12 protein-coding genes, 3 tRNA genes and 1 pseudogene are annotated in these 17,652 nt (G+C 70.4%); 6 read left to right on the top strand and 10 right to left on the bottom strand.

The features are described 5' to 3' along the window. The first annotated feature begins 5 nt into the window (after positions 1-5). The gene (locus tag B3G12_RS08420; RefSeq protein ID WP_290499891.1) at positions 6-1,874 is read left to right on the top strand and encodes a glycoside hydrolase family 13 protein; all 1,869 of its coding nucleotides are present in this window, start codon (positions 6-8) and stop codon (positions 1,872-1,874) included. A 129-nt stretch (positions 1,875-2,003) separates the two neighbouring features. On the opposite strand, the gene B3G12_RS08415 is transcribed toward B3G12_RS08420, so the two are convergent. The 5 genes from B3G12_RS08415 to B3G12_RS08395 form a co-directional block, all read right to left on the bottom strand. Next, positions 2,004-2,474 carry a hypothetical protein gene (locus tag B3G12_RS08415; protein WP_290499890.1) on the bottom strand — a complete coding sequence of 157 codons (471 nt, stop codon included), beginning with the start codon at positions 2,472-2,474 and terminating at the stop codon, positions 2,004-2,006. Positions 2,475-2,665: 191 nt separating this feature from the next. After that, a tRNA-Phe gene (locus tag B3G12_RS08410) sits at positions 2,666-2,738 on the bottom strand. Between the two features lie 75 nt (positions 2,739-2,813). Further along, positions 2,814-2,887, bottom strand: a tRNA-Asp gene (locus B3G12_RS08405). Between the two features lie 88 nt (positions 2,888-2,975). Beyond that, positions 2,976-3,048 (bottom strand) — tRNA-Glu (locus B3G12_RS08400). Between the two features lie 165 nt (positions 3,049-3,213). Beyond that, positions 3,214-4,161, bottom strand: coding sequence for a universal stress protein (locus B3G12_RS08395; RefSeq protein ID WP_290499889.1), 948 nt, complete (start codon positions 4,159-4,161; stop codon positions 3,214-3,216). 161 nt (positions 4,162-4,322) lie between these two features. On the opposite strand from B3G12_RS08395, the gene B3G12_RS08390 reads away from it, so the two are divergent. After that, positions 4,323-5,684, top strand: a complete 1,362-nt coding sequence (locus tag B3G12_RS08390; protein ID WP_290499888.1) for a D-arabinono-1,4-lactone oxidase — start codon at positions 4,323-4,325, stop codon at positions 5,682-5,684. Between the two features lie 38 nt (positions 5,685-5,722). Here B3G12_RS08390 and B3G12_RS08385 read toward each other — a convergent pair whose 3' ends face one another. Together B3G12_RS08385 and B3G12_RS08380 are read right to left on the bottom strand one after the other, a co-directional pair. Then, entirely contained in the window at positions 5,723-6,817 is a 1,095-nt protein-coding gene (locus B3G12_RS08385) for an LLM class flavin-dependent oxidoreductase (protein WP_290499887.1), read from the bottom strand. A 165-nt stretch (positions 6,818-6,982) separates the two neighbouring features. Beyond that, on the bottom strand, positions 6,983-8,422 hold the full coding sequence (locus B3G12_RS08380) for an FAD-dependent oxidoreductase (RefSeq protein WP_414672744.1): 1,440 nt from the start codon (positions 8,420-8,422) through the stop codon (positions 6,983-6,985). A 226-nt stretch (positions 8,423-8,648) separates the two neighbouring features. On the opposite strand from B3G12_RS08380, the gene B3G12_RS08375 reads away from it, so the two are divergent. Then, positions 8,649-10,109, top strand: a complete 1,461-nt coding sequence (locus B3G12_RS08375; protein WP_186366770.1) for an NCS2 family permease — start codon at positions 8,649-8,651, stop codon at positions 10,107-10,109. Between the two features lie 25 nt (positions 10,110-10,134). On the opposite strand, the gene B3G12_RS08370 is transcribed toward B3G12_RS08375, so the two are convergent. Continuing rightward, entirely contained in the window at positions 10,135-11,079 is a 945-nt protein-coding gene (locus tag B3G12_RS08370; RefSeq protein ID WP_145011847.1) for a spermidine synthase, read from the bottom strand. Positions 11,080-11,254: 175 nt separating this feature from the next. Then, a pseudogene (locus B3G12_RS08365) lies at positions 11,255-11,554 on the bottom strand (thiamine-binding protein); the annotation flags it as partial. A gap of 96 nt (positions 11,555-11,650) precedes the next feature. On the opposite strand from B3G12_RS08365, the gene pta reads away from it, so the two are divergent. Beyond that, complete coding sequence (gene pta / locus B3G12_RS08360) at positions 11,651-13,744, top strand: phosphate acetyltransferase (protein WP_145011846.1); 2,094 nt, start codon at positions 11,651-11,653, stop codon at positions 13,742-13,744. A gap of 161 nt (positions 13,745-13,905) precedes the next feature. Continuing rightward, positions 13,906-15,138 carry an acetate/propionate family kinase gene (locus B3G12_RS08355; protein ID WP_126874876.1) on the top strand — a complete coding sequence of 411 codons (1,233 nt, stop codon included), beginning with the start codon at positions 13,906-13,908 and terminating at the stop codon, positions 15,136-15,138. A 140-nt stretch (positions 15,139-15,278) separates the two neighbouring features. Here B3G12_RS08355 and B3G12_RS08350 read toward each other — a convergent pair whose 3' ends face one another. Then, complete coding sequence (locus B3G12_RS08350) at positions 15,279-15,782, bottom strand: phosphoribosyltransferase (protein ID WP_126874877.1); 504 nt, start codon at positions 15,780-15,782, stop codon at positions 15,279-15,281. A gap of 156 nt (positions 15,783-15,938) precedes the next feature. On the opposite strand from B3G12_RS08350, the gene B3G12_RS08345 reads away from it, so the two are divergent. Then, positions 15,939-17,501, top strand: a complete 1,563-nt coding sequence (locus tag B3G12_RS08345; RefSeq protein WP_145011838.1) for a nucleobase:cation symporter-2 family protein — start codon at positions 15,939-15,941, stop codon at positions 17,499-17,501. Positions 17,502-17,652 lie beyond the last annotated feature (151 nt).

Raw genomic sequence — 17,652 nt, 5'->3', positions numbered from 1 at the left:
GGGACGTGTCTTCTTCGCAAACAGTTTTCTCAGCCCCGGCCGGTTCCGAGTGGTGGCGCGACGCCGTCATCTACCAGGTGTATCCCCGCTCCTTCAAGGACTCCAACGGGGACGGCATGGGTGACCTCGGCGGTGTCACCGAGAAGCTGCCGTACCTCAAGGACCTGGGCGTGGACGCCGTCTGGCTCTCCCCCTTCTACCTCTCGCCGCAGCACGACGCCGGGTACGACGTCGCGGACTACCGCACCGTCGATCCGCGCTTCGGCTCCCTCGAGGACTTCGACCGCATGCGCGAGGAGGCCCACCGGCTGGGCCTGAAGATCATCGTGGACCTGGTCCCCAACCACACCTCCGAGGACCACGAGTGGTTCCAGGCCGCTCTCGCCGCCGGCCCGGGCTCACCCGAGCGCGAGCGCTACATGTTCCGCGAGGGCACCGGCGAGAACGGCGAGCTGCCGCCCAACAACTGGAAGTCCCTCTTCGGCGGCGCCGCGTGGTCCCGCGTGCCGGACGGGCAGTGGTACCTGCACCTCTTCGACTCTTCGCAGCCGGACCTGAACTGGGAGAACCCGGAGGTCTGGGAGGAGTTCCGCGCGATCCTGCGCTTCTGGCTGGACCGCGGTGCGGACGGCTTCCGGGTGGATGTGGCCCACGGAATGATCAAGGCGGATGGCCTGCCGGACTGGGACGAGCAGGTCCACATGGTCGAGGGCACGGACGCCGCCGAGGACGACGACGCCGCGGCCACCCGCCCCACAGACGTCGCCTCGGCGTCGACCGTGGATTCCGGGAACGACGATGCCGCGGCGCTCGGCCCTGAGACGGTCGGGGTCGAGCAGGGTGACCTCGCGGCCGGAAGCGCCGAGGGCGCCGCCGCCCCCGCAGCCGACGCCGAGGAGGCCGCCCCCACCAAGACCATGGACACCGGCCCGTACTTCGACCAGGACGGTGTGCACGAGATATACCGGGACTGGAACCGTGTGCTGCAGGAGTACCCGGGTGAGCGGATGCTGGTGGTGGAGGCGTGGGTGGGCCCGGCGTCGCGGCTGGCCCGCTACGTGCGGGAGGACGAGGCGCAGCAGGCGTTCAACTTCGACTTCCTGGTGGCCGGGTGGCACCGGGACCGCATGCGGGACACCATCGAGACCTCCCTGCGCGCGAACGCCGAGGTGGGTGCGCCGTGCACGTGGGTGCTGTCCAACCACGACACGGTCCGTCACCCCTCCCGCTACGGCCTGAGCTCGCGCACCGCGTACCCGAACGGCATCGGCGCGCAGGACGAGCAGCCCCACCACGGGCAGGGCCTGCGCAGGGCCCGGGCCGCCGCGCTCGTGGAGCTGTCCCTGCCGGGGTCGGCGTACGTGTACCAGGGGGACGAGCTGGGCCTGCCGGAGCACACCGAGCTGCCCGACGACGCCCGCCAGGACCCCACGTTCCACCGCAGCCTGGGCGCGGAGCTGGGTCGCGACGGCGCTCGCGTGCCTCTCCCCTGGTCTCCCGTGGGCGAGGGGCTGGGTTTCGGCCCCGCTCCGTGGCTGCCCCAGCCGGAGTCCTTCGCCGAGATCACGGTGGACCACCAGCTCGGTGATCCGCAATCCACCCTGAACCTCTACCGGAGGGCCCTGCGGCTGCGTCACGAGCTGGGTCTGGGCGCCACCGGCTTCGCATGGCATCCGCTGAGCGAGGACGAGCAGGGCGTTCTCGCGTACGTGCTCCCTCGCGCTGATGGGGACGTCCTGGTGGCCGCCAACCTGGGCGAGTCCGCCGTGGGCTTCGAGGAGCTCTCCCGCGGCGAGCTGCTGCTCGCGAGCGGTCAGGACGCCGTGGTGGGTGACCGCCTGAGCGTGGACAGCGCAGTGTGGCTCAAGCTCTGAGCGGCTGACGCGGCGCGCACGGCCGGGCAGGAGGTGTCCCCTCCGCCCGGCCGTTCGCATGCGCGGCAGACCTGCGCCCAAGCCGGGTGCGGCGTCTCGAAGGCGGCGAGCGGAGGGCAGGGGCGCGGCTCAGCCGGACGGCGTGCTCGCGCAGTTGGCCTGCAGCCATGACTCCGCGGGTTCCAGGGCCCGGTGCAGCCGCACGGCCTCGCGGGGCTGGAGGGTGTTGCCAGCGTCGCCGAGGATGGATTGGACGTCGTCGAACGCCGGGCGCACGGCCCCCGGGAGGTGCGCCCGCGCCGAGGTGAGGGAATCTCTAGCCTGGACGAGGGCGTCGTCGTCCCTGTCGTCCCCGTCGCCGTCCTGGTCCGTGAGTGGTAGCAGCTCCAGCCCGCTGTAGGCCTCGGCCACGTCGAAGCAGGCGGTGGTGTCCGCGTGCCCCTGGGGGGTCGCCGCCGCGGCGGAGGGAGAGGGCGAGGAGGATGCAGGGACCAGATCGATGGTCGTGGCCTGGTCCCTGTGGACGCTGCACCCGCTCACCAGGGCGGCGACGACGAGTGCCGCCGCACCCGCGCACAGCGCTCGCGCTCGCTGGTCCATGCCCGGTCCTTTCCCACGTTCCCGCTGCCCAGAAGCCCGCCCATGCGCGTCCGCCAGGTTCGGCGACGGGGCGGGTCCGGTGAACCACACGCTAGGGCGCGAACCTCCGCGCAGGCTGAGGGTGGGGTGGCTGGCAGATGTGGCCGGGAATGAGAAGAACCCCCGCGTGTAGAAGCCACGCGAGGGTTCAGTGGCTCCGACCGGCGTCGATCCGGTGACCTTACGATTTTCAGTCGTACGCTCTACCAACTGAGCTACAGAGCCAGGCACACGCCGGGGTGAAACCCTCGGTGATATGCCGCGACGGCGCGAAAAGTTGCCTTTTCATCGCCGCCTGAGCGACCCTGACGGGACTTGAACCCGCGACCTCCGCCGTGACAGGGCGGCGCGCTAACCAACTGCGCTACAGGGCCTTGATTGTTTCCAACGAGAGAAGATCTTACCAGGACAACCGACTCACTGTGCAAATCGGCGCCCCCGCAGGAGCCCCGTGGGAAAACGTACCCCCAACGGGATTCGAACCCGTGCCGCCGCCGTGAAAGGGCGGTGTCCTAGGCCGCTAGACGATGGGGGCCAGAACCTCCTCCGAGCGGTGACACGACACCCCTCGGACGATGGACCGTCAGTAGCTTAGAGGGAAGGTGCCCTCTTTCACAAACGGGCCGTGAGCCTGCGGAAACCGCAGCGGGGCCCTGAGACGGCCGCGCACGCCGGCTCTCTGCCCGGCCGGCGGCGACTCTCAGATGCCCAGGTCCGGGCGGTCCTCCAACCGGGGGTCCTCGAAGCACGGGACGATCATGGCCGGGCCCACGCAGTTGTGCAGCACGCCCTGGGACGTGGAGCCCAGCAGCATCCCGGTGAAACCGCCGCGCCCGCGGGTTCCGGTGACCACCAGCTGGTTCTGCGCGGAACGCTCCACGAGCACGTGGATGGGGGACCCGTCTGCGAGCACGCCGGTGATCTCCAGGTCCGGGAAGTGCCCGCGCAACCACTCGACACTGGCGTCCAGCGCGTTCTGGACCTGTCCGCGGAGGTCGTCGAAGTCCACCGGGGAGGGCAGCCACACCGAGGACCCGGACTCGGAGGGTGCGGCGCACACCACGGTCAGCGGCACACCGAGCTGCTCGGCCTCCTCCGCGGCCCACAGCATGGCGGCACTGGCCCGCTCGGAGCCGTCGGAGCCCACGGTCACACCGTCCACGAAAGCTCCGTGACGGCTCACGTTCTCGTGGAGCCGGTACTCGGTGCCCCACTGGAGGGGGATGATCCCCACGGGGCAGTGCGCGTGCGCGGGAACGGCCGTTGAGACCGAGCCCAGTAGACGTCCGATCAGACCGCCCCGGCCTCGGGAGCCCAGCACCAGCAGCTGCGCGTCCCTGCTCAGCTCCACGAGCACGCCGGAGGGGTCCCCGGCCTCGACCGTGGACCGGACGTCCACGTCCAGCTCTGCCACGCGGCGTCGGGCGTCGTCCACGAGCTCCTGCACGGCGCGGTTCATGGCGGCGTCGTCGAACGCGGCGTAGCCGACGTCGAAGGTGGAGCCCCCGACCATCGGCACCGAGTAGGCGGTCACCACGTGCAGCGGCGCCCCGCGGCGGTGGGCCTCCCGGGCGGCCCAGTGCAGGGCGGCCAGGCTCTGCTCGGAACCGTCCACACCCACGACGATCTCGGCCTCACGTGCGTTCATGGTGCTCCCTCCCTGGGCAGGATGTCCTGGTTCCAGCCTAGTCGCGTGCTCCCCCGCACCGCGGAGGCGGTGAGATGATGGACGCGCCCCGGGCGTGCTCCACGCAGCGCGTCCCGGAGGACGACATCGAGGGGCCGAACCCCCCGGAACGGAGGCGAACCGTGAGCGCAAGATCCGAGCACCCCACCATGACGGCGCAGGTCAGGGGCGGCACGTGGCGGTCGTGGGGCGGCAACCTCAGCATCGAGCCGGCCGTGACCGTGCGCCCCACGGACTCGGACCAGGTGCTGGAGGTTCTCCAGGAGGCCGCCTCGCAGGGCGTGGCGGTGCGCCCCGCCGGGTCCGGGCACAGCTGCTCCCCGCTGGTCCCCACCGGGGGCGTGCTGCTGGACACCTCCGCGCTCAAGGGTCTGGTGTCCGTGGACGAGGACCGCCAGCAGGTCACCGTGTTCGCCGGGACCACCCTGCAGGAGCTGAACGTGGTCCTGGAGCAGCACGGGCTGGCGCTGGCCAACCTCCCGGACTCCTCGCACATGAGCGTGGGCGGGGCGCTGGCCACGGGCACCCACGGCACCGGGCTGGGCCAGCCGTCCCTGGGTGGGCAGGTGATCGGGCTGAGCCTCGCGACCCCGGAGGGCGAGCTGATCTCCTGCTCCGAGACCCACAGCCCCGAGCTGCTCGACGCCGCCCGGGTGAACCTGGGCGTGCTGGGCGTGGTGGTCTCCGTGACGTTCCAGTGCGTCAACGCCTTCCGGCTGCACTGCGCCGAGTTCCGCGAGCCGATCGGATCCCTGCTGGACACCATGCAGGAGCGGATGTCCGGCGCGGACCACTTCGAGTTCTCGTGGATGCCGGGCACCACCGTGGCCCACACCCGCATCCTGAGCCGGCTGCACCGCCTCCCGGACACCTACACGCGCCCCGCCTCGCCCATCTCCCGCGCGCTGCGCCGCGCGGACGACGCCGTCCTGCGCACCTCCCTGACCGCCGGGCTGGGCCGCGTCGGGAACCTGATCCCGCGCGCGGTGAGCCGGCTCAACCGGATCGAGTCCCTCGCGGAGAGCTCCCGGCGCTACACGGACGTGTCCTACCGCGTGTTCACGGTGGCCCGCCCGGTGCGCTACGTGGCCACCGAGTACGCCCTGCCGCTGGAGGCCACCGCCTCCGCGGTGCGGGAGCTGCGCACCCTGGTGGACGCGCACGTGTACGACCTCGCGTTCCCCATGACCGTGCGCTGCTCCCCGCCGGACCAGGGGCACCTCTCCCCCGCGGGAGGCCGGTACACGGGGTGGATCAACCTGCGCCAGTGCGGCCGGCGCCCCAGCCAGACCTTCCTCACCGCCGCCGAGCAGATCCTCGTGGACCACGGCGGCCGCCCCCACTGGGGCACGCTGCACACCCGCACCGCCGAGGAACTCGCGCCCCTCTACACCCAGTGGGACGAGTTCCTCACCCTGCGCGCCGCCATGGACCCCCAGGGCACCCTGCTCAACCCCCACCTCCGGAGGCTGCTGGGACTCTGATGCCCGCTCGTTCCGCCCCTGCGCGGAGCCTGCACTGCTCAGAGCAGACCGTCGGCTTGGAGGAGCGGACGGACGCCCTCGCCGAACCAGTAGGCCTCCTCGAGGCACGGGTATCCGGAGAGCACGAACTCGTCGATGCCCGCGGCAACATACTCCGCGATGAGGTCGGCCACCTCCCGGTGGGACCCCACCATGGCCGTCCCCGCTCCACCACGCAGCAGGCCCACTCCTGCCCACAGGCCGGGGTGGACCTGCAACTTGGTTGCGGAACCACCGTGCAGATCCAGCATCCGGCGCTGCCCCTCGGACTCTGAACGGCGCAGCGCTTCCTGCTGCTCCTGGATCATCCGTTCGTCCACGCCCGCGAGCATGCCCTCGGCCACCGCCCATGCCTGAGCCGACGTCTCCCGCGAAATGGTGTGCAGACGGATGCCAAAGCGCACGCTGCGTCCGCGTGCCCTTGCGAGTTCACGGATCCGGTCGATCTTCTCCTTTGCCTGTTGCGGTGGTTCACCCCACGTGAGGAAGACATCCGCGTGTTCCGCAGCCACGGTGGCCGCAGCTGCGGAGGAACCCCCGAAGTACACCTGCGGACGGGGCGCAGGCGGGAAGTCCAGCCTGGCCTGCTCCACGGCGAGGTGCTCACCTCGGTAGTCGAAGGGTGGCTCGTGATCCCACAGGCGGGACACGATGTCCAGGAACTCTCCGGTCCGAGCGTAGCGACCGTCTTTGTCCAGGAAGTCTCCGAAGGCGCGCTGCTCGGTGGACTCCCCACCGGCCACCACGTTGACGTTGAGCCGTCCCCCCGTGAGGTCCTGGTACGTGGCCGCCATCTGGGCCGCCAGGGTGGGGGACATGGCTCCGGGACGCAACGCCACGAGGAACTTGAGTCTTTCCGTGTGCTGGGAGATGGCGGCCGTGGTCAACCAGGCGTCCTGGCACCACAGGCCCGTGGGCGAGAGCACGGATTCGAAACCGTTGTATTCCGCCGCCTGCGCCACCTGCACCAAATAGGGCAGACGCGGTTCACGCAGGGTCTCCGTGGCCTGAATGCTCGCCCCGTGGCCTCCGCCCACAATGCCGCGGGAATCCGACGCGGTGGGGAGGAACCAGTGGAGGGAAATCGGGGCCATGGGAAACACTCCTGTCGTAGCTGTCCGGTCCAGGCCACGCTACGGCTGAGGGAGCTGAGGCCTATGCGTCACGTCACTCAAGGACACACAACCCGATCCCACTGCGCGCCTGGGCAGGCGGCGGCCCAACGGCGTGCAGGGGAGGGGAGGACGACCCGATGGGCGCTACTGCTGGACAGCTCCGCGGGAGACCGCCACCATCTCGTCCCGCTCCACGACCTTCACGCGCTCGCGCGGGTTGCCCTGGGCGTCCTGCGAGGCCTGGCCGAGGCCCTGCTCGTGCTCGTCGAGGGTGAGCCAGCCCTCCCACGTGGTGTAGGGCACGCCCTTCTCCTTGAGCAGCGCCACCACGGCCTCGGGCTCGGGGTTCTCGGGGTCCGCCAGGGAGGCGTGGTCCTCGATCAGGTGGTTCACGGTCTCCAGCGCGTCCGACTTGGTGGCACCGATCAGGCCCACCGGTCCGCGCTTGATCCAGCCGGTGGCGTACACGCCGGGCAGCGGGGCGCCGTCGGCGTCCACCACGCGGCCCTCCTCGTTGAGGATCACCCCGCGCTCGGGGTCGAAGGGCAGCTCGGGCAGCGGCGAGCCCAGGTAGCCGATCGCGTGGTAGACGGCCTGCACCGGGTACTGCGTGTACTCTCCGGTGCCCGTGACGGAGGCGTCCCCGTTGAGGCGGGTGCGCTCCATGCGGATGGCCCGCACCTTGCCGTTCTCGTCCCCGAGGATCTCCTCCGGGGTCTGCAGGAAGTGCAGGTGCAGCCGGCGGGAGGCCGTCTTGGGCGAGTCGTCCTCGCGCCACTTCTGCAGGGTCTTCATCATGACCTTGGTCTGGTTGTTCTCCGCCATGGCTTTCTCGGAGGCCTCGTCGAACTCGAAGTCCTCGTCGTAGACCACGATGTCGACGTCCCGGGACTTCGCCAGCTCGCGCAGCTCCAGGGGCGTGAACTTGATCTGGGCGGGGCCGCGGCGTCCGAAGATGTGCACGTCCGTGACCGGGGACTTCCGCAGCCCCTCGTACACGTTCTCCGGGATCTCGGTGACAAGCATGTCCTCGGCGTGCTTGGACAGCACACGCGCAACGTCCAGGGCCACGTTGCCGTTGCCGATGACCGCGATCTCCTTGGCCTCCAGAGGCCAGGTGCGGGGGTAGTCCGGGTGCCCGTCGTACCAGGCGACGAAGCGGGCGGCGCCGTAGGAGCCGTCCAGGTCCGCGCCGGGGATGTCCAGCGGAGCGTCGTTGACGGCACCGGTGGCGAAGATGACGGCATCGTAGTGGGTCAGGAACTCACCCAGGGTGATGTCCCGGCCGTACTCCACGTTGCCGAAGAAACGGATGTCCCCGCGGCTGAGGATCGAGCGCAGCGCGGTGACGATCCCCTTGATGCGGGGGTGGTCCGGGGCCACCCCGTAGCGGATGAGGCCGAAGGGAGTGGGGTAGCGGTCGAAGAGGTCAACGCTCACCTCGAGCTCACCCTCGCGCACCGCCTCGGTCTTGGTGATCATGTCCGCGGCGTAGATGCCGGCGGGGCCTGCACCGATCACGGCCACGCGGAGCGGGCGGGAGCTGGGGGTTGTCACGGTGGTGACTCCTTTCGACGCGCACACGGATCCCGCGTGCTGGCAGGGACTGGGATCAACGGTAGTGAACGCGGGTCAGTCTTGCCTAACCACGCGGAGGAGCTCGCGTGGCCGCCCGCACCACATGCGCGCCCCGCCCTGCGGAACCGGCGGGGCAGCACGGTACGCGGGCGGCGTCGTCGTAGTATTTCTACACAAACATCCCCCACCCGTCCCGTTCGGCGCCCGAACGCGCCCACCCGTGAGGATCCCTATGTCGTCATCCACCCCGCCCGCTCAGCGCAGCGAGCCCCGAGGCGGGCTGGACCGCTTCTTCTCCATCACCCGGCGCGGTTCCACTGTGGGCCGGGAGGTCCGCGGTGGCGTGGCCACGTTCATCGCCATGAGCTACATCGTGGTGCTCAACCCGCTGGTACTCGGCTACGGCCAGGACGCGGCGGGCAACACCCTGGGTGGCGCGCGGGTGGCCGCCGTGACGGCCCTGGTGGCCGGCGTGATGACCATCGTCATGGGCGTGTGGGCCCGGTCCCCGTTCGGCATGGCCGCGGGGCTGGGCGTAAACGCGTTCCTCGCCGTCACCATCGCCACCAACCCAGGGCTCACGTGGCCCGAGGTGATGGGCCTGGTGATCTGGGCCGGCGTGATCATGGTGGTGCTGGTGCTCACCGGCTTCCGCACCGCCGTGTTCAACGCGGTGCCGGCGTCGCTGAAGACGGCCATCGTGGTGGGCATCGGGCTGTTCATCGCCCTGATCGGCTTCGTCAACGCCGGGTTCGTGCGCCGCATGCCGGACGCCGCCGGGACCACCGTGCCCGTGCAGCTGGGCAGCGGGGGCCAGCTCTTCGGGTGGCCCACTCTGACCTTCGTGGTGGGGCTGCTGCTGACCGTGGCGCTGATGGTGCGCAACGTGAAGGGCGGAATCCTGATCTCGGTGGTGCTCACCACCGTCCTGGCGCACGTGCTGGAGGCGGTGGCACCCTCGGGATCCTCCACCGAGAACCCGCACGGCTGGTCGCTCGTGGTGCCCGCCACTCCGGACGGGTTCTTCGGCCTCCCGGACCTCTCCCTGATCGGCTCGGCGGCGCCCCTGGAGGCGTTCCAGCAGCTCGGGGCGATCTCCTGCCTGCTGCTGATCTTCACCATCCTGCTGTCCGTGTTCTTCGACGCGATGGGCACGATGGTCGGGCTCTCCCAGCAGGCCGGTCTTGTGGCCGAGGACGGCCAGATCGAGCACGTGGACCGTGTGCTGCTCGTGGACGCGCTGGGTGCCGTTGCCGGTGGCGCCGGGTCCGCGTCCTCCAACCAGATCTTCGTGGAGTCCTCCACGGGCATCGCCGACGGCGCCCGCACGGGTCTCGCGAACGTCGTCACGGGCGCACTGTTCCTGGCTGCGATGTTCCTGACGCCACTGGTCAGCCTGGTCCCGTTCGAGGCCGTGGCCCCCGCCATGGTCGTCGTGGGCTTCCTGATGGCCCGCAACGTCGTCGACATCGACTGGCAGGACTGGGGCGTGGCCGTGCCCTCTTTCCTCACCTTCGCCGTCATGCCGTTCACCTACTCCATCGCGGACGGCATCGGCGCGGGCTTCGTCTCCTACGTCTTCATCCGTCTCGTCCAGGGCCGCGCAAAAGACATCCACCCGCTGATGTACGTGGTGGCGCTGGCCTTCGTGATGTTCTTCGGCGTGGGCGTCATCGAGGGCTGGGCGGCCTGACGCCCGTTCCCTGACGACGACGGCGCTACGCGGCGTCGTCCCCGCCCGCCACCGGCCCCTCGGGCACCGGGTCCGCCGGCTTGTCGTGCCACGGCTGGGTGCCGGCGGCCAGTTCGCGGCACCACGCGGTGTCCTTGTACTGGGCCGGCAGGGAACCGACGAGCAGCTCGCGGGCCAGCGCGGCGGCGTCGGCGGAACCGGCCTGCGGCAGCGGTGCGTGGGAAGCGGCGAGCACCACGTTGCCGTAGCGGCGGCCCTTGAGCATCGCGGCGTCCGCCACGGCGGCCACGTGCTCGAAGACCTCCAGCAGCGCCGCGATCTCCGCGCGCGTCCCCTTGAGGTTGCGGGTGTCCCCCACGTTGAGCAGGTAGAGACCGGCCGGGGCCATCACCCGGTCCACGTGGTGCGCGAACTCCAGTGTGCGCAGGTGCCCAGGCGTCTGCTCACCGGCGAAGACATCGCGGATCACCAGGTCCCGTGACCCCTCAGAGAGGGACTCGGTCACCGCGCGGGCCTCCCCCGCCCGGATCCGCAGCAGGGGCGCGCGGGGCAGGTCCAGCCACTCGCGCACCAGGCGGGCGAGGGCGGCGTCGAGCTCCACGACCACCTGCCGCGCCTGCGGGTAGCGCCACGCGAGGTAGCGGGCCATCGAGCACGCGCCACCGCCCAGGTGCAGCACGCGTAGCGCGGTGGGATCCAGGCGGGAAGAGACGTGCTCCTCGGCCACCGCGGAGAACCAGCGCATGTACTCGAACTCCAGCTGCTCCGGGTGGTCCGGAACGATGTGCGAGGACGGCACCCCGTTCACGCGCAGCACCCACGCGCCAGGCACGTACGTGTCCTGCTGCAGCTCCACAGTGCCGGTGTCCGTGACCCAGGTGCGCTCCACGAGACCGGGGGCGTCCGACGACGTCACCCGCGCGGGTTCAGCAGCCTGCTTCCGGTTCTTCTTCTGGCCCTTCCTGCTCACAGAGCGCGGCGAGGGGTCACTGCCGGCCGTCCGCGGACGGTTCGTTCCGCTCGGCGGCGTGCTTGCCTGCAGTGCGTCGAGCCGCCGAATCCTGGCCGTCGGAATCCTGCCCGGCGGCGCCGTCGAAACCCCCTGCGGTGATCCCTCGGCGCTCCTTCGAGCGGCCAAGTTCGTGGCTGTGCAGCGCGGACTCCAGGCGCTCGAGCTTGCCCGTGAGCTCACCGGTGTGGCCGGGGCGGATGTCCGCCTTGAGCACGAGCGAGACGCGCGGGCCGTACTCGGCCACGGCGGCGGTGGCCTCCTTGACCACCGCCATGCACTCGTCCCACTCACCCTCGATGGTGGTGAACATGGAGTCGGTGCGGTTGGGCAGTCCCGACTCGCGCACCACGTGGACGGCCGCGGCGACGGCGTCGTGGACGGAGGCATCGGGATTGTCCCCACCGCTCGGGGAGACTGAGAAGGCAACCAGCATGTAACCAGTGTGGCACCGGCACTGCGCGGGCGCGACCCCCCCACCCCGGTCCATAGACTGGAGGCACAGCCGACCGATCGCGAGGGAGCACGTTCCATGACGCAGGGCATCTACATTTCCGCCATGACACCGCGGAGCGGCAAGACGCTGGTGGCACTGGGCCTCGCGGACACCATGTTCAAGCGCACGGACGCCCTGGGTTTCTTTCGTCCGGTCTTCGACGGCGCGGCACCGGAAGACGACTCCGTCCTGCAGCTCATGAAGCGCACCTTCGACCTCCCGGACTCCCGGTGCCGGGGCGCGGTGTCTCTGGAGCGCTGCCGCGAGATCCTCGCCTCCGGTGAGCACGACGACCTCGACTCCGCCGCCATGGCCGTGTACTCCGAGATGGCGCTGGAGTGCGATGTGATCGTCGTGGACGGCACCGACCTGCTGGCCCACAACGCTGTCACCGCCGAGTTCGACCTCAACGCCCGCCTGGCCAACAACATGGGCTGCTCCGTGGCCGCGGTGATCGGAGCCCACGAGTCCGGGCGTGTGAAGGACGTGCTCAACGCGATCGACGTGACCCGCACCGAGCTGCGCCAGGCCGGGTGCGACATCTACGCCGTGATCGTCAACCGCGCGGACCCGGAGCAGGCGGAGCAGATCCGCCGGGAGGCCAAGCCCGGCAACCACAACCTCCCCGCGTACGTGATCCCGGAGATCCCCGCGATCTCGAACCCCACCGTCGCCGAGCTCGTGGATGCCCAGGGCTACGGCACGGACTTCAACTCCACGCCCCTGGACCGCGACATCAAGGCCGTGAAGGTGGCCGCGATGACCGCCGGGAACTTCCTGGACCAGATTGCGGACGGGGACCTGGTGATCACCCCCGGGGACCGGACGGACGTGGTCTCGGCAACCCTGGCGTCGTCGTTGGCGCCCACGCTGCCGGTGCCCGCCGGGATGCTGCTGACCGGAGGCTTCCGGCCCGCCGGCGCGGTGGGCTCGCTGCTGGGCGCGGCTCCGTTCCCCGTGCTGACCACCGAGCGGGACACCTTCACCACCGCGCAGGCCGTGGCCGGCACGCGCGGCACCCTGGCCGGCGCGCACTCCCGCAAGATCGCCGCCGCGCGCGGCGCGTGGGCGGAGCACGTGGACAGCGACGAGCTCTCGGGGCGGCTCACCCTGCCGCGGCCCGTGCGGCGCACCCCCCTGCGGTTCCTGCACGAGCTCGTGGAGTCCGCGCGGGCGGACCGCAAGCGGATCGTGCTGCCCGAGGGCGACGACCCCCGCATCCTGCGCGCCGCGGAGCTCATCCACCGGCGCAACTTCTGCGACCTCACCGTGCTGGGCGATCCCGAGACGGTCCGATCGCTCGCGCAGTCCGAGGGCATCGAGCTCGACTTCGACGCCGACGGCCTGGACCTCGTGGACTTCCAGCACGACGACGCCCTGCGCGAGAAGTACGCGGACGAGTACGTGCGGCTGCGCTCCCACAAGGGCGTGAGCACGGGGCAGGCGCTCGAGCGCATGATGGACGGCTCCTACTTCGGCACCATGATGGTCCAGATGGGGGACGTGGACGGCATGGTCTCCGGCGCCGCACACACCACCGCGAACACCATCCGCCCGGCCCTCGAGTTTGTGAAGACCCGGGAGGGCGTGAACATCGTCTCCTCGGTGTTCTTCATGCTGCTCGCAGACCGCGTGCTCGTCTACGGCGACTGCGCTGTAAACCCGAACCCGGACGAGCGGCAGCTCGCGGACATCGCCCTGGCCTCCGCGCAGACCGCCCGCGAGTTCGGCGTGGACCCCCGCGTGGCCATGCTCTCCTACTCCACCGGCGGTTCCGGCTCCGGCGAGGACGTGGAGCGGGTGCGCGCGGCCACCGAGCTCGTGCGCGCCGCGAACCCGGACTTCGAGGTGGAGGGCCCCATCCAGTACGACGCTGCCGTGGACGCCTCGATAGCCAGGTCCAAGCTGCCGGGCTCGCACGTCGCGGGGCAGGCCACCGTGTTCGTGTTCCCGGACCTGAACACCGGCAACAACACCTACAAGGCCGTGCAGCAGTCCGCGGGCGCGGTGGCCGTGGGCCCCGTGCTGCAGGGACTGCGCAAGCCCGTGAACGACCTCTCCCGCGGCTGCACCGTGGACGACATCGTCAACACGGTGGCCATCACGGCCATCCAGGCGCAGACGCTCTGAGCTTTCCAGGCAGGCTGGGCGCGGGCAGGGACCGCGAGGGACGACGACGCCGCCGCGAGCGCCGTCGTCGTCCCACCGCACCGCCTGTACCACCTGCCCCACCCGACTCGAACCGGCTCCGCCACAACCCGCGGCCACCGTGCCGCTGAAGGGACAGCACCATGCTCGTACTCGTCGTCAACTGCGGTTCGTCCTCCATCAAGTACCAGGTCCGCGAGGTCACCACGGCCGGTGAGGAGCCGCAGGCGTACACCTCCTCGATGCCCGCCATCAACGAGAACGTGACCCTGGACCGGGCCACCGCCGGCGTGGAGGGTGGGGAGGTCATCACCAAGGGCCTCATCGAGAACATCGGCACCTCGGACGTCCAGGACCACACCCAGGCCCTCGAGATCCTCTCGCGGCGCCTGGACGAGGAGCTCGGCGGGCGCACGATCGACGCCGCCGGGCACCGCGTGGTCCACGGCGGCGAGCGCTTCTCCGCGCCCGTGCTGGTCAACAACGAGATCATCCGCGCGATCGAGCGCCTCGCCCCGCTCGCCCCGCTGCACAACCCCGCCCACGCGCTCGGGCTGCGCGCCATCCAGAAGACCTACCCGGGCATGCCCCAGGTGTGCGTGTTCGACACCGCGTTCCACCGCTCCATGCCCGAGAAGGCCTGGCGCTACGCCATCCCGGACGACTGGTACGAGATGCACGGCATGCGCCGCTACGGCTTCCACGGCACCTCCCACGACTACGTGACGGGCAAGGCCTGCGAGTGCCTGGGCATCCCCCGCGAGCAGTTCAACGCGGTGGTCGCCCACCTGGGCAACGGCGCGTCCGCCACCGCGATCCGCGGCGGGCGCTCGTTCGACACCTCCATGGGCTACACCCCCCTGGCAGGGCTCGTCATGGGCACCCGCAGCGGGGACCTGGACCCCTCCGTGGTCACCGCCATGATGGACCGCAACCCCGCCATGGGCACACAGGAGATGAACCGGGTCCTCAACAACGAGTCCGGCCTGGAGGGCATCTGCGGGGACTCGGACATGCGCGCCGTGCAGCAGCGGGCCGACGCCGGGGACCAGCGGGCGCAGCTCGCACTGGACATGGCCGCCTACCGCCTGGCGAAGTACGTGGGCGGGTACCACGTGGCGGTCGGCGGGGCGCAGGCGCTGATCTTCACCGCCGGCATCGGGGAGAACTCCCCCGAGTTCCGGGCCCTGGTGTGCGACCAGCTGGGGGCACTCGGCATCACCCTGGACCCCGCGCTCAACGAGGACCCGCAGGGGGACGTGGCCCGCATCAGCGCGGAGACCTCCGCGATCGAGGTCCTCGTGGTGGCCACGGACGAGGAGCGGGCCATCGCGGAGGCCACCGCCGCACTGGTGTGGGAGCGGGTCAAAAAGTAGCGGGCGGGCGCCCCGGCCCGTACGAAAATAGTGCAGAAAACGACGTCTGCCGCCTGGTAGGCGTCGTTTTCTGCACTTCATGTGCGCCGGAGCCCGGGCCCGAGGGGGCGACGGCGCGGCGCGGGCCGGGCGCGGGCGGGTCAGCCCTGCTTGGTCACCGGCTCCTGCGCGGACCACGGGAAGACGATCCACTCGTCGGTGGACTTCCAGGAGAAGTCCGGGCGGACCTCCGAGCGGGGCTTCTCGTAGACCACGGCGGAGCGGCACTCGGCACCGTAGCCGCGCAGCAGCTCCAGCACGAGGGCGAGGGTGCGGCCGGAGTCCACGACGTCGTCCACCACCAGCACCTTCTTGTCGCTGATGGAGTCCGTGTCCAGCATGGGGGCGAGCAGCACCGGGTCCGGGAGGGTCTCGTGGACGTCCGTGTAGAACTCGACGTTCACGGCGTCCGAGAGCTTCACTCCCATCGCGTAGGACAGGGCGCCAGCGGGCAGCAGACCACCGCGCGCGACGGCGATGATGATGTCCGGGGCGAACTCCGAGTCCACGATCTGCTGGGCGAGCTCACGGCTGGCGGCGCCGAACCCCTCCCAGGTCAGGATTTCCTTGTTGTCCAGTTCTGTGGAGTCCGCGTGAAAGGCCATTCCCGTAGGTTAGTCGGTTTTCACGGCCCGCACGTGCAGCCGTCCGGCCCACGGTGCCGCCCGGTCGCTCTGCCCTCCCTGCCCCAGATCGGAACCCGGTCCCACCGCGCCTACACTTTCCCTGTCCCCTCCTGCCCTTCCTGATCGAGGATCCCCATGGCCAGTTCAGCACCGTCCACCCTGCCCGGCGAGCGGGTCGCCCGCCCGGAGGACGAGCGGCTGGGAGCCGGACGAACCGTGGCGTACGCGGTGCAGCACATCCTGACCATGTACGGCGGACTGATCGCTGTTCCGCTCGTGGTGGCCAGTGCCGCCGGGTACGACGCCTCGACCACAGCCCTGCTGGTGGCTGCCGCCCTGTTCGTGGGCGGTTTCGCCACGTTCCTGCAGTCGTGGGGGCTGCCGCGGGTGGGTTCGCAGCTGCCGCTCGTGCAGGGGGTGTCCTTCACGGGCATCGCCACGATGCTCTCCGTGCTGGCCACCGGTGGCGGGATGCAGTCGGTGATGGGCTCCATCATGGTGGCCTCCGCGTTCGGCTTCCTGGTGGCACCGTTCTTCGCCCGCGTGCTGCGCTTCTTCCCACCCGTGGTCACGGGCTCCATCATCACGACCATCGGCGTCACCCTGGTCCCGGTGGCGGCCGGGTGGTCCATGGGCGACGACGCCGCCGCACCGGACTACGGCTCCCTCGCCAACATCGGCCTGGCCGGGTTCACCCTGCTCGCCGTGCTGCTGCTCTCGAAGTTCGGGGGTGCCGTGCTCTCGCGTCTGGCCATCCTTGTGGCCATCGTGGCCGGCACAGTGCTCGCGTGGGCCACGGGGATGGCGGACTTTTCGCAGGTGGGTCAGGGGCCGTGGGTCGCACTGCCCTCGCCGTTCCACTTCGGTGCGCCCACGTTCCACATGGCGGCGATCGTGGCCATGGGCATTGTGATCCTGGTGAACATGGCGGAGACCACCGCTGACATCCTGGCCCTGTCCGAGATCACGGGCTCGCGGATCGACTCCGCACGCATCGCGGACGGGCTGCGCGCGGACATGCTCTCCTCCGCCGTAGCACCCGTGTTCAACTCGTTCACGCAGACGGCGTTCGTGCAGAACGTGGGGCTGGTGGCGATCACCAAGGTCAAGAGCCGCTACGTGGTGGCACTGGGCGGCGTGTTCATGGTGCTACTGGGCATGCTGCCCGTGCTCGGCCAGGTCATCGCCGCCATCCCCCTGCCGGTGATGGGCGGTGCGGGCTTTGTGCTCTTCGGCACCGTGATGTCCTCGGGCATCCGCACGCTGGCCCGCGTGGACTACCGGGGCGGCATGAACCTGATCATCGTGGCCGTCTCCCTGTCCTTCGGCATGGTCCCAATCGTGGTCCCCACCTTCTACGACGCGTTCCCCGACTGGGTGGGCATCATCTTCTCCTCCGGTATCTCGTCCGCCGCCGTGGCCGCGCTGCTCCTGAACTTCTTCTTCAACGAGGTGGGCCGCAGCCGGCGCACCACCGAGGCCATGGGCATGAACACCGTGGGGCTGCGGGTGCTCTCCCCGCGCGAGGCCGGCGCACTGCAGGACGGCGACCAGTTCGTGGACGGTCGCCTGCTGGACGCCCAGGGGCGGGAGATCCCGTTCGCGTCCTCCCAGGAGCAGTACGAGTCGGTGCGCGAACGCATCAACGCGGGCGAGCTGACTTCGCTGGAGGACATTCGCCGCGCGGTGGATAACTAACCCCGGAAGACGTCGCTCCCCACCTGCGCGTCTCTCCTCCCCTTCTCCTCCGCGAGTCTCGGCCTGTGCACCGCCGGCGCTCCACCGCCGCGGGTTTCTGCCCCTCCTCTGCCCCGAGGGAGCAGCCGTACGAGGGGACGCACACCGCTGC

The organism is Kocuria sp. UBA5001 (assembly GCF_002398425.1).
In the GTDB taxonomy this organism is placed as follows: Bacteria; Actinomycetota; Actinomycetes; order Actinomycetales; family Micrococcaceae; genus Kocuria; species Kocuria salsicia.
This window is presented reverse-complemented; position numbering and strand designations above follow the sequence as displayed.

Excerpts from the sequence above, each read along its gene's own strand:
- B3G12_RS08385 (WP_290499887.1), bottom strand. The coding sequence starts at position 6,817 with ATGGCCCCGATTTCCCTCCACTGGTTCCTCCCCACCGCGTCGGATTCC.
- B3G12_RS08395 (WP_290499889.1), bottom strand. The coding sequence starts at position 4,161 with ATGAACGCACGTGAGGCCGAGATCGTCGTGGGTGTGGACGGTTCCGAG.
- B3G12_RS08375 (WP_186366770.1), top strand. The coding sequence starts at position 8,649 with ATGTCGTCATCCACCCCGCCCGCTCAGCGCAGCGAGCCCCGAGGCGGG.
- B3G12_RS08355 (WP_126874876.1), top strand. The coding sequence starts at position 13,906 with ATGCTCGTACTCGTCGTCAACTGCGGTTCGTCCTCCATCAAGTACCAG.
- B3G12_RS08350 (WP_126874877.1), bottom strand. The coding sequence starts at position 15,782 with ATGGCCTTTCACGCGGACTCCACAGAACTGGACAACAAGGAAATCCTG.
- B3G12_RS08345 (WP_145011838.1), top strand. The coding sequence starts at position 15,939 with ATGGCCAGTTCAGCACCGTCCACCCTGCCCGGCGAGCGGGTCGCCCGC.
- B3G12_RS08415 (WP_290499890.1), bottom strand. The coding sequence starts at position 2,474 with ATGGACCAGCGAGCGCGAGCGCTGTGCGCGGGTGCGGCGGCACTCGTC.
- pta (WP_145011846.1), top strand. The coding sequence starts at position 11,651 with ATGACGCAGGGCATCTACATTTCCGCCATGACACCGCGGAGCGGCAAG.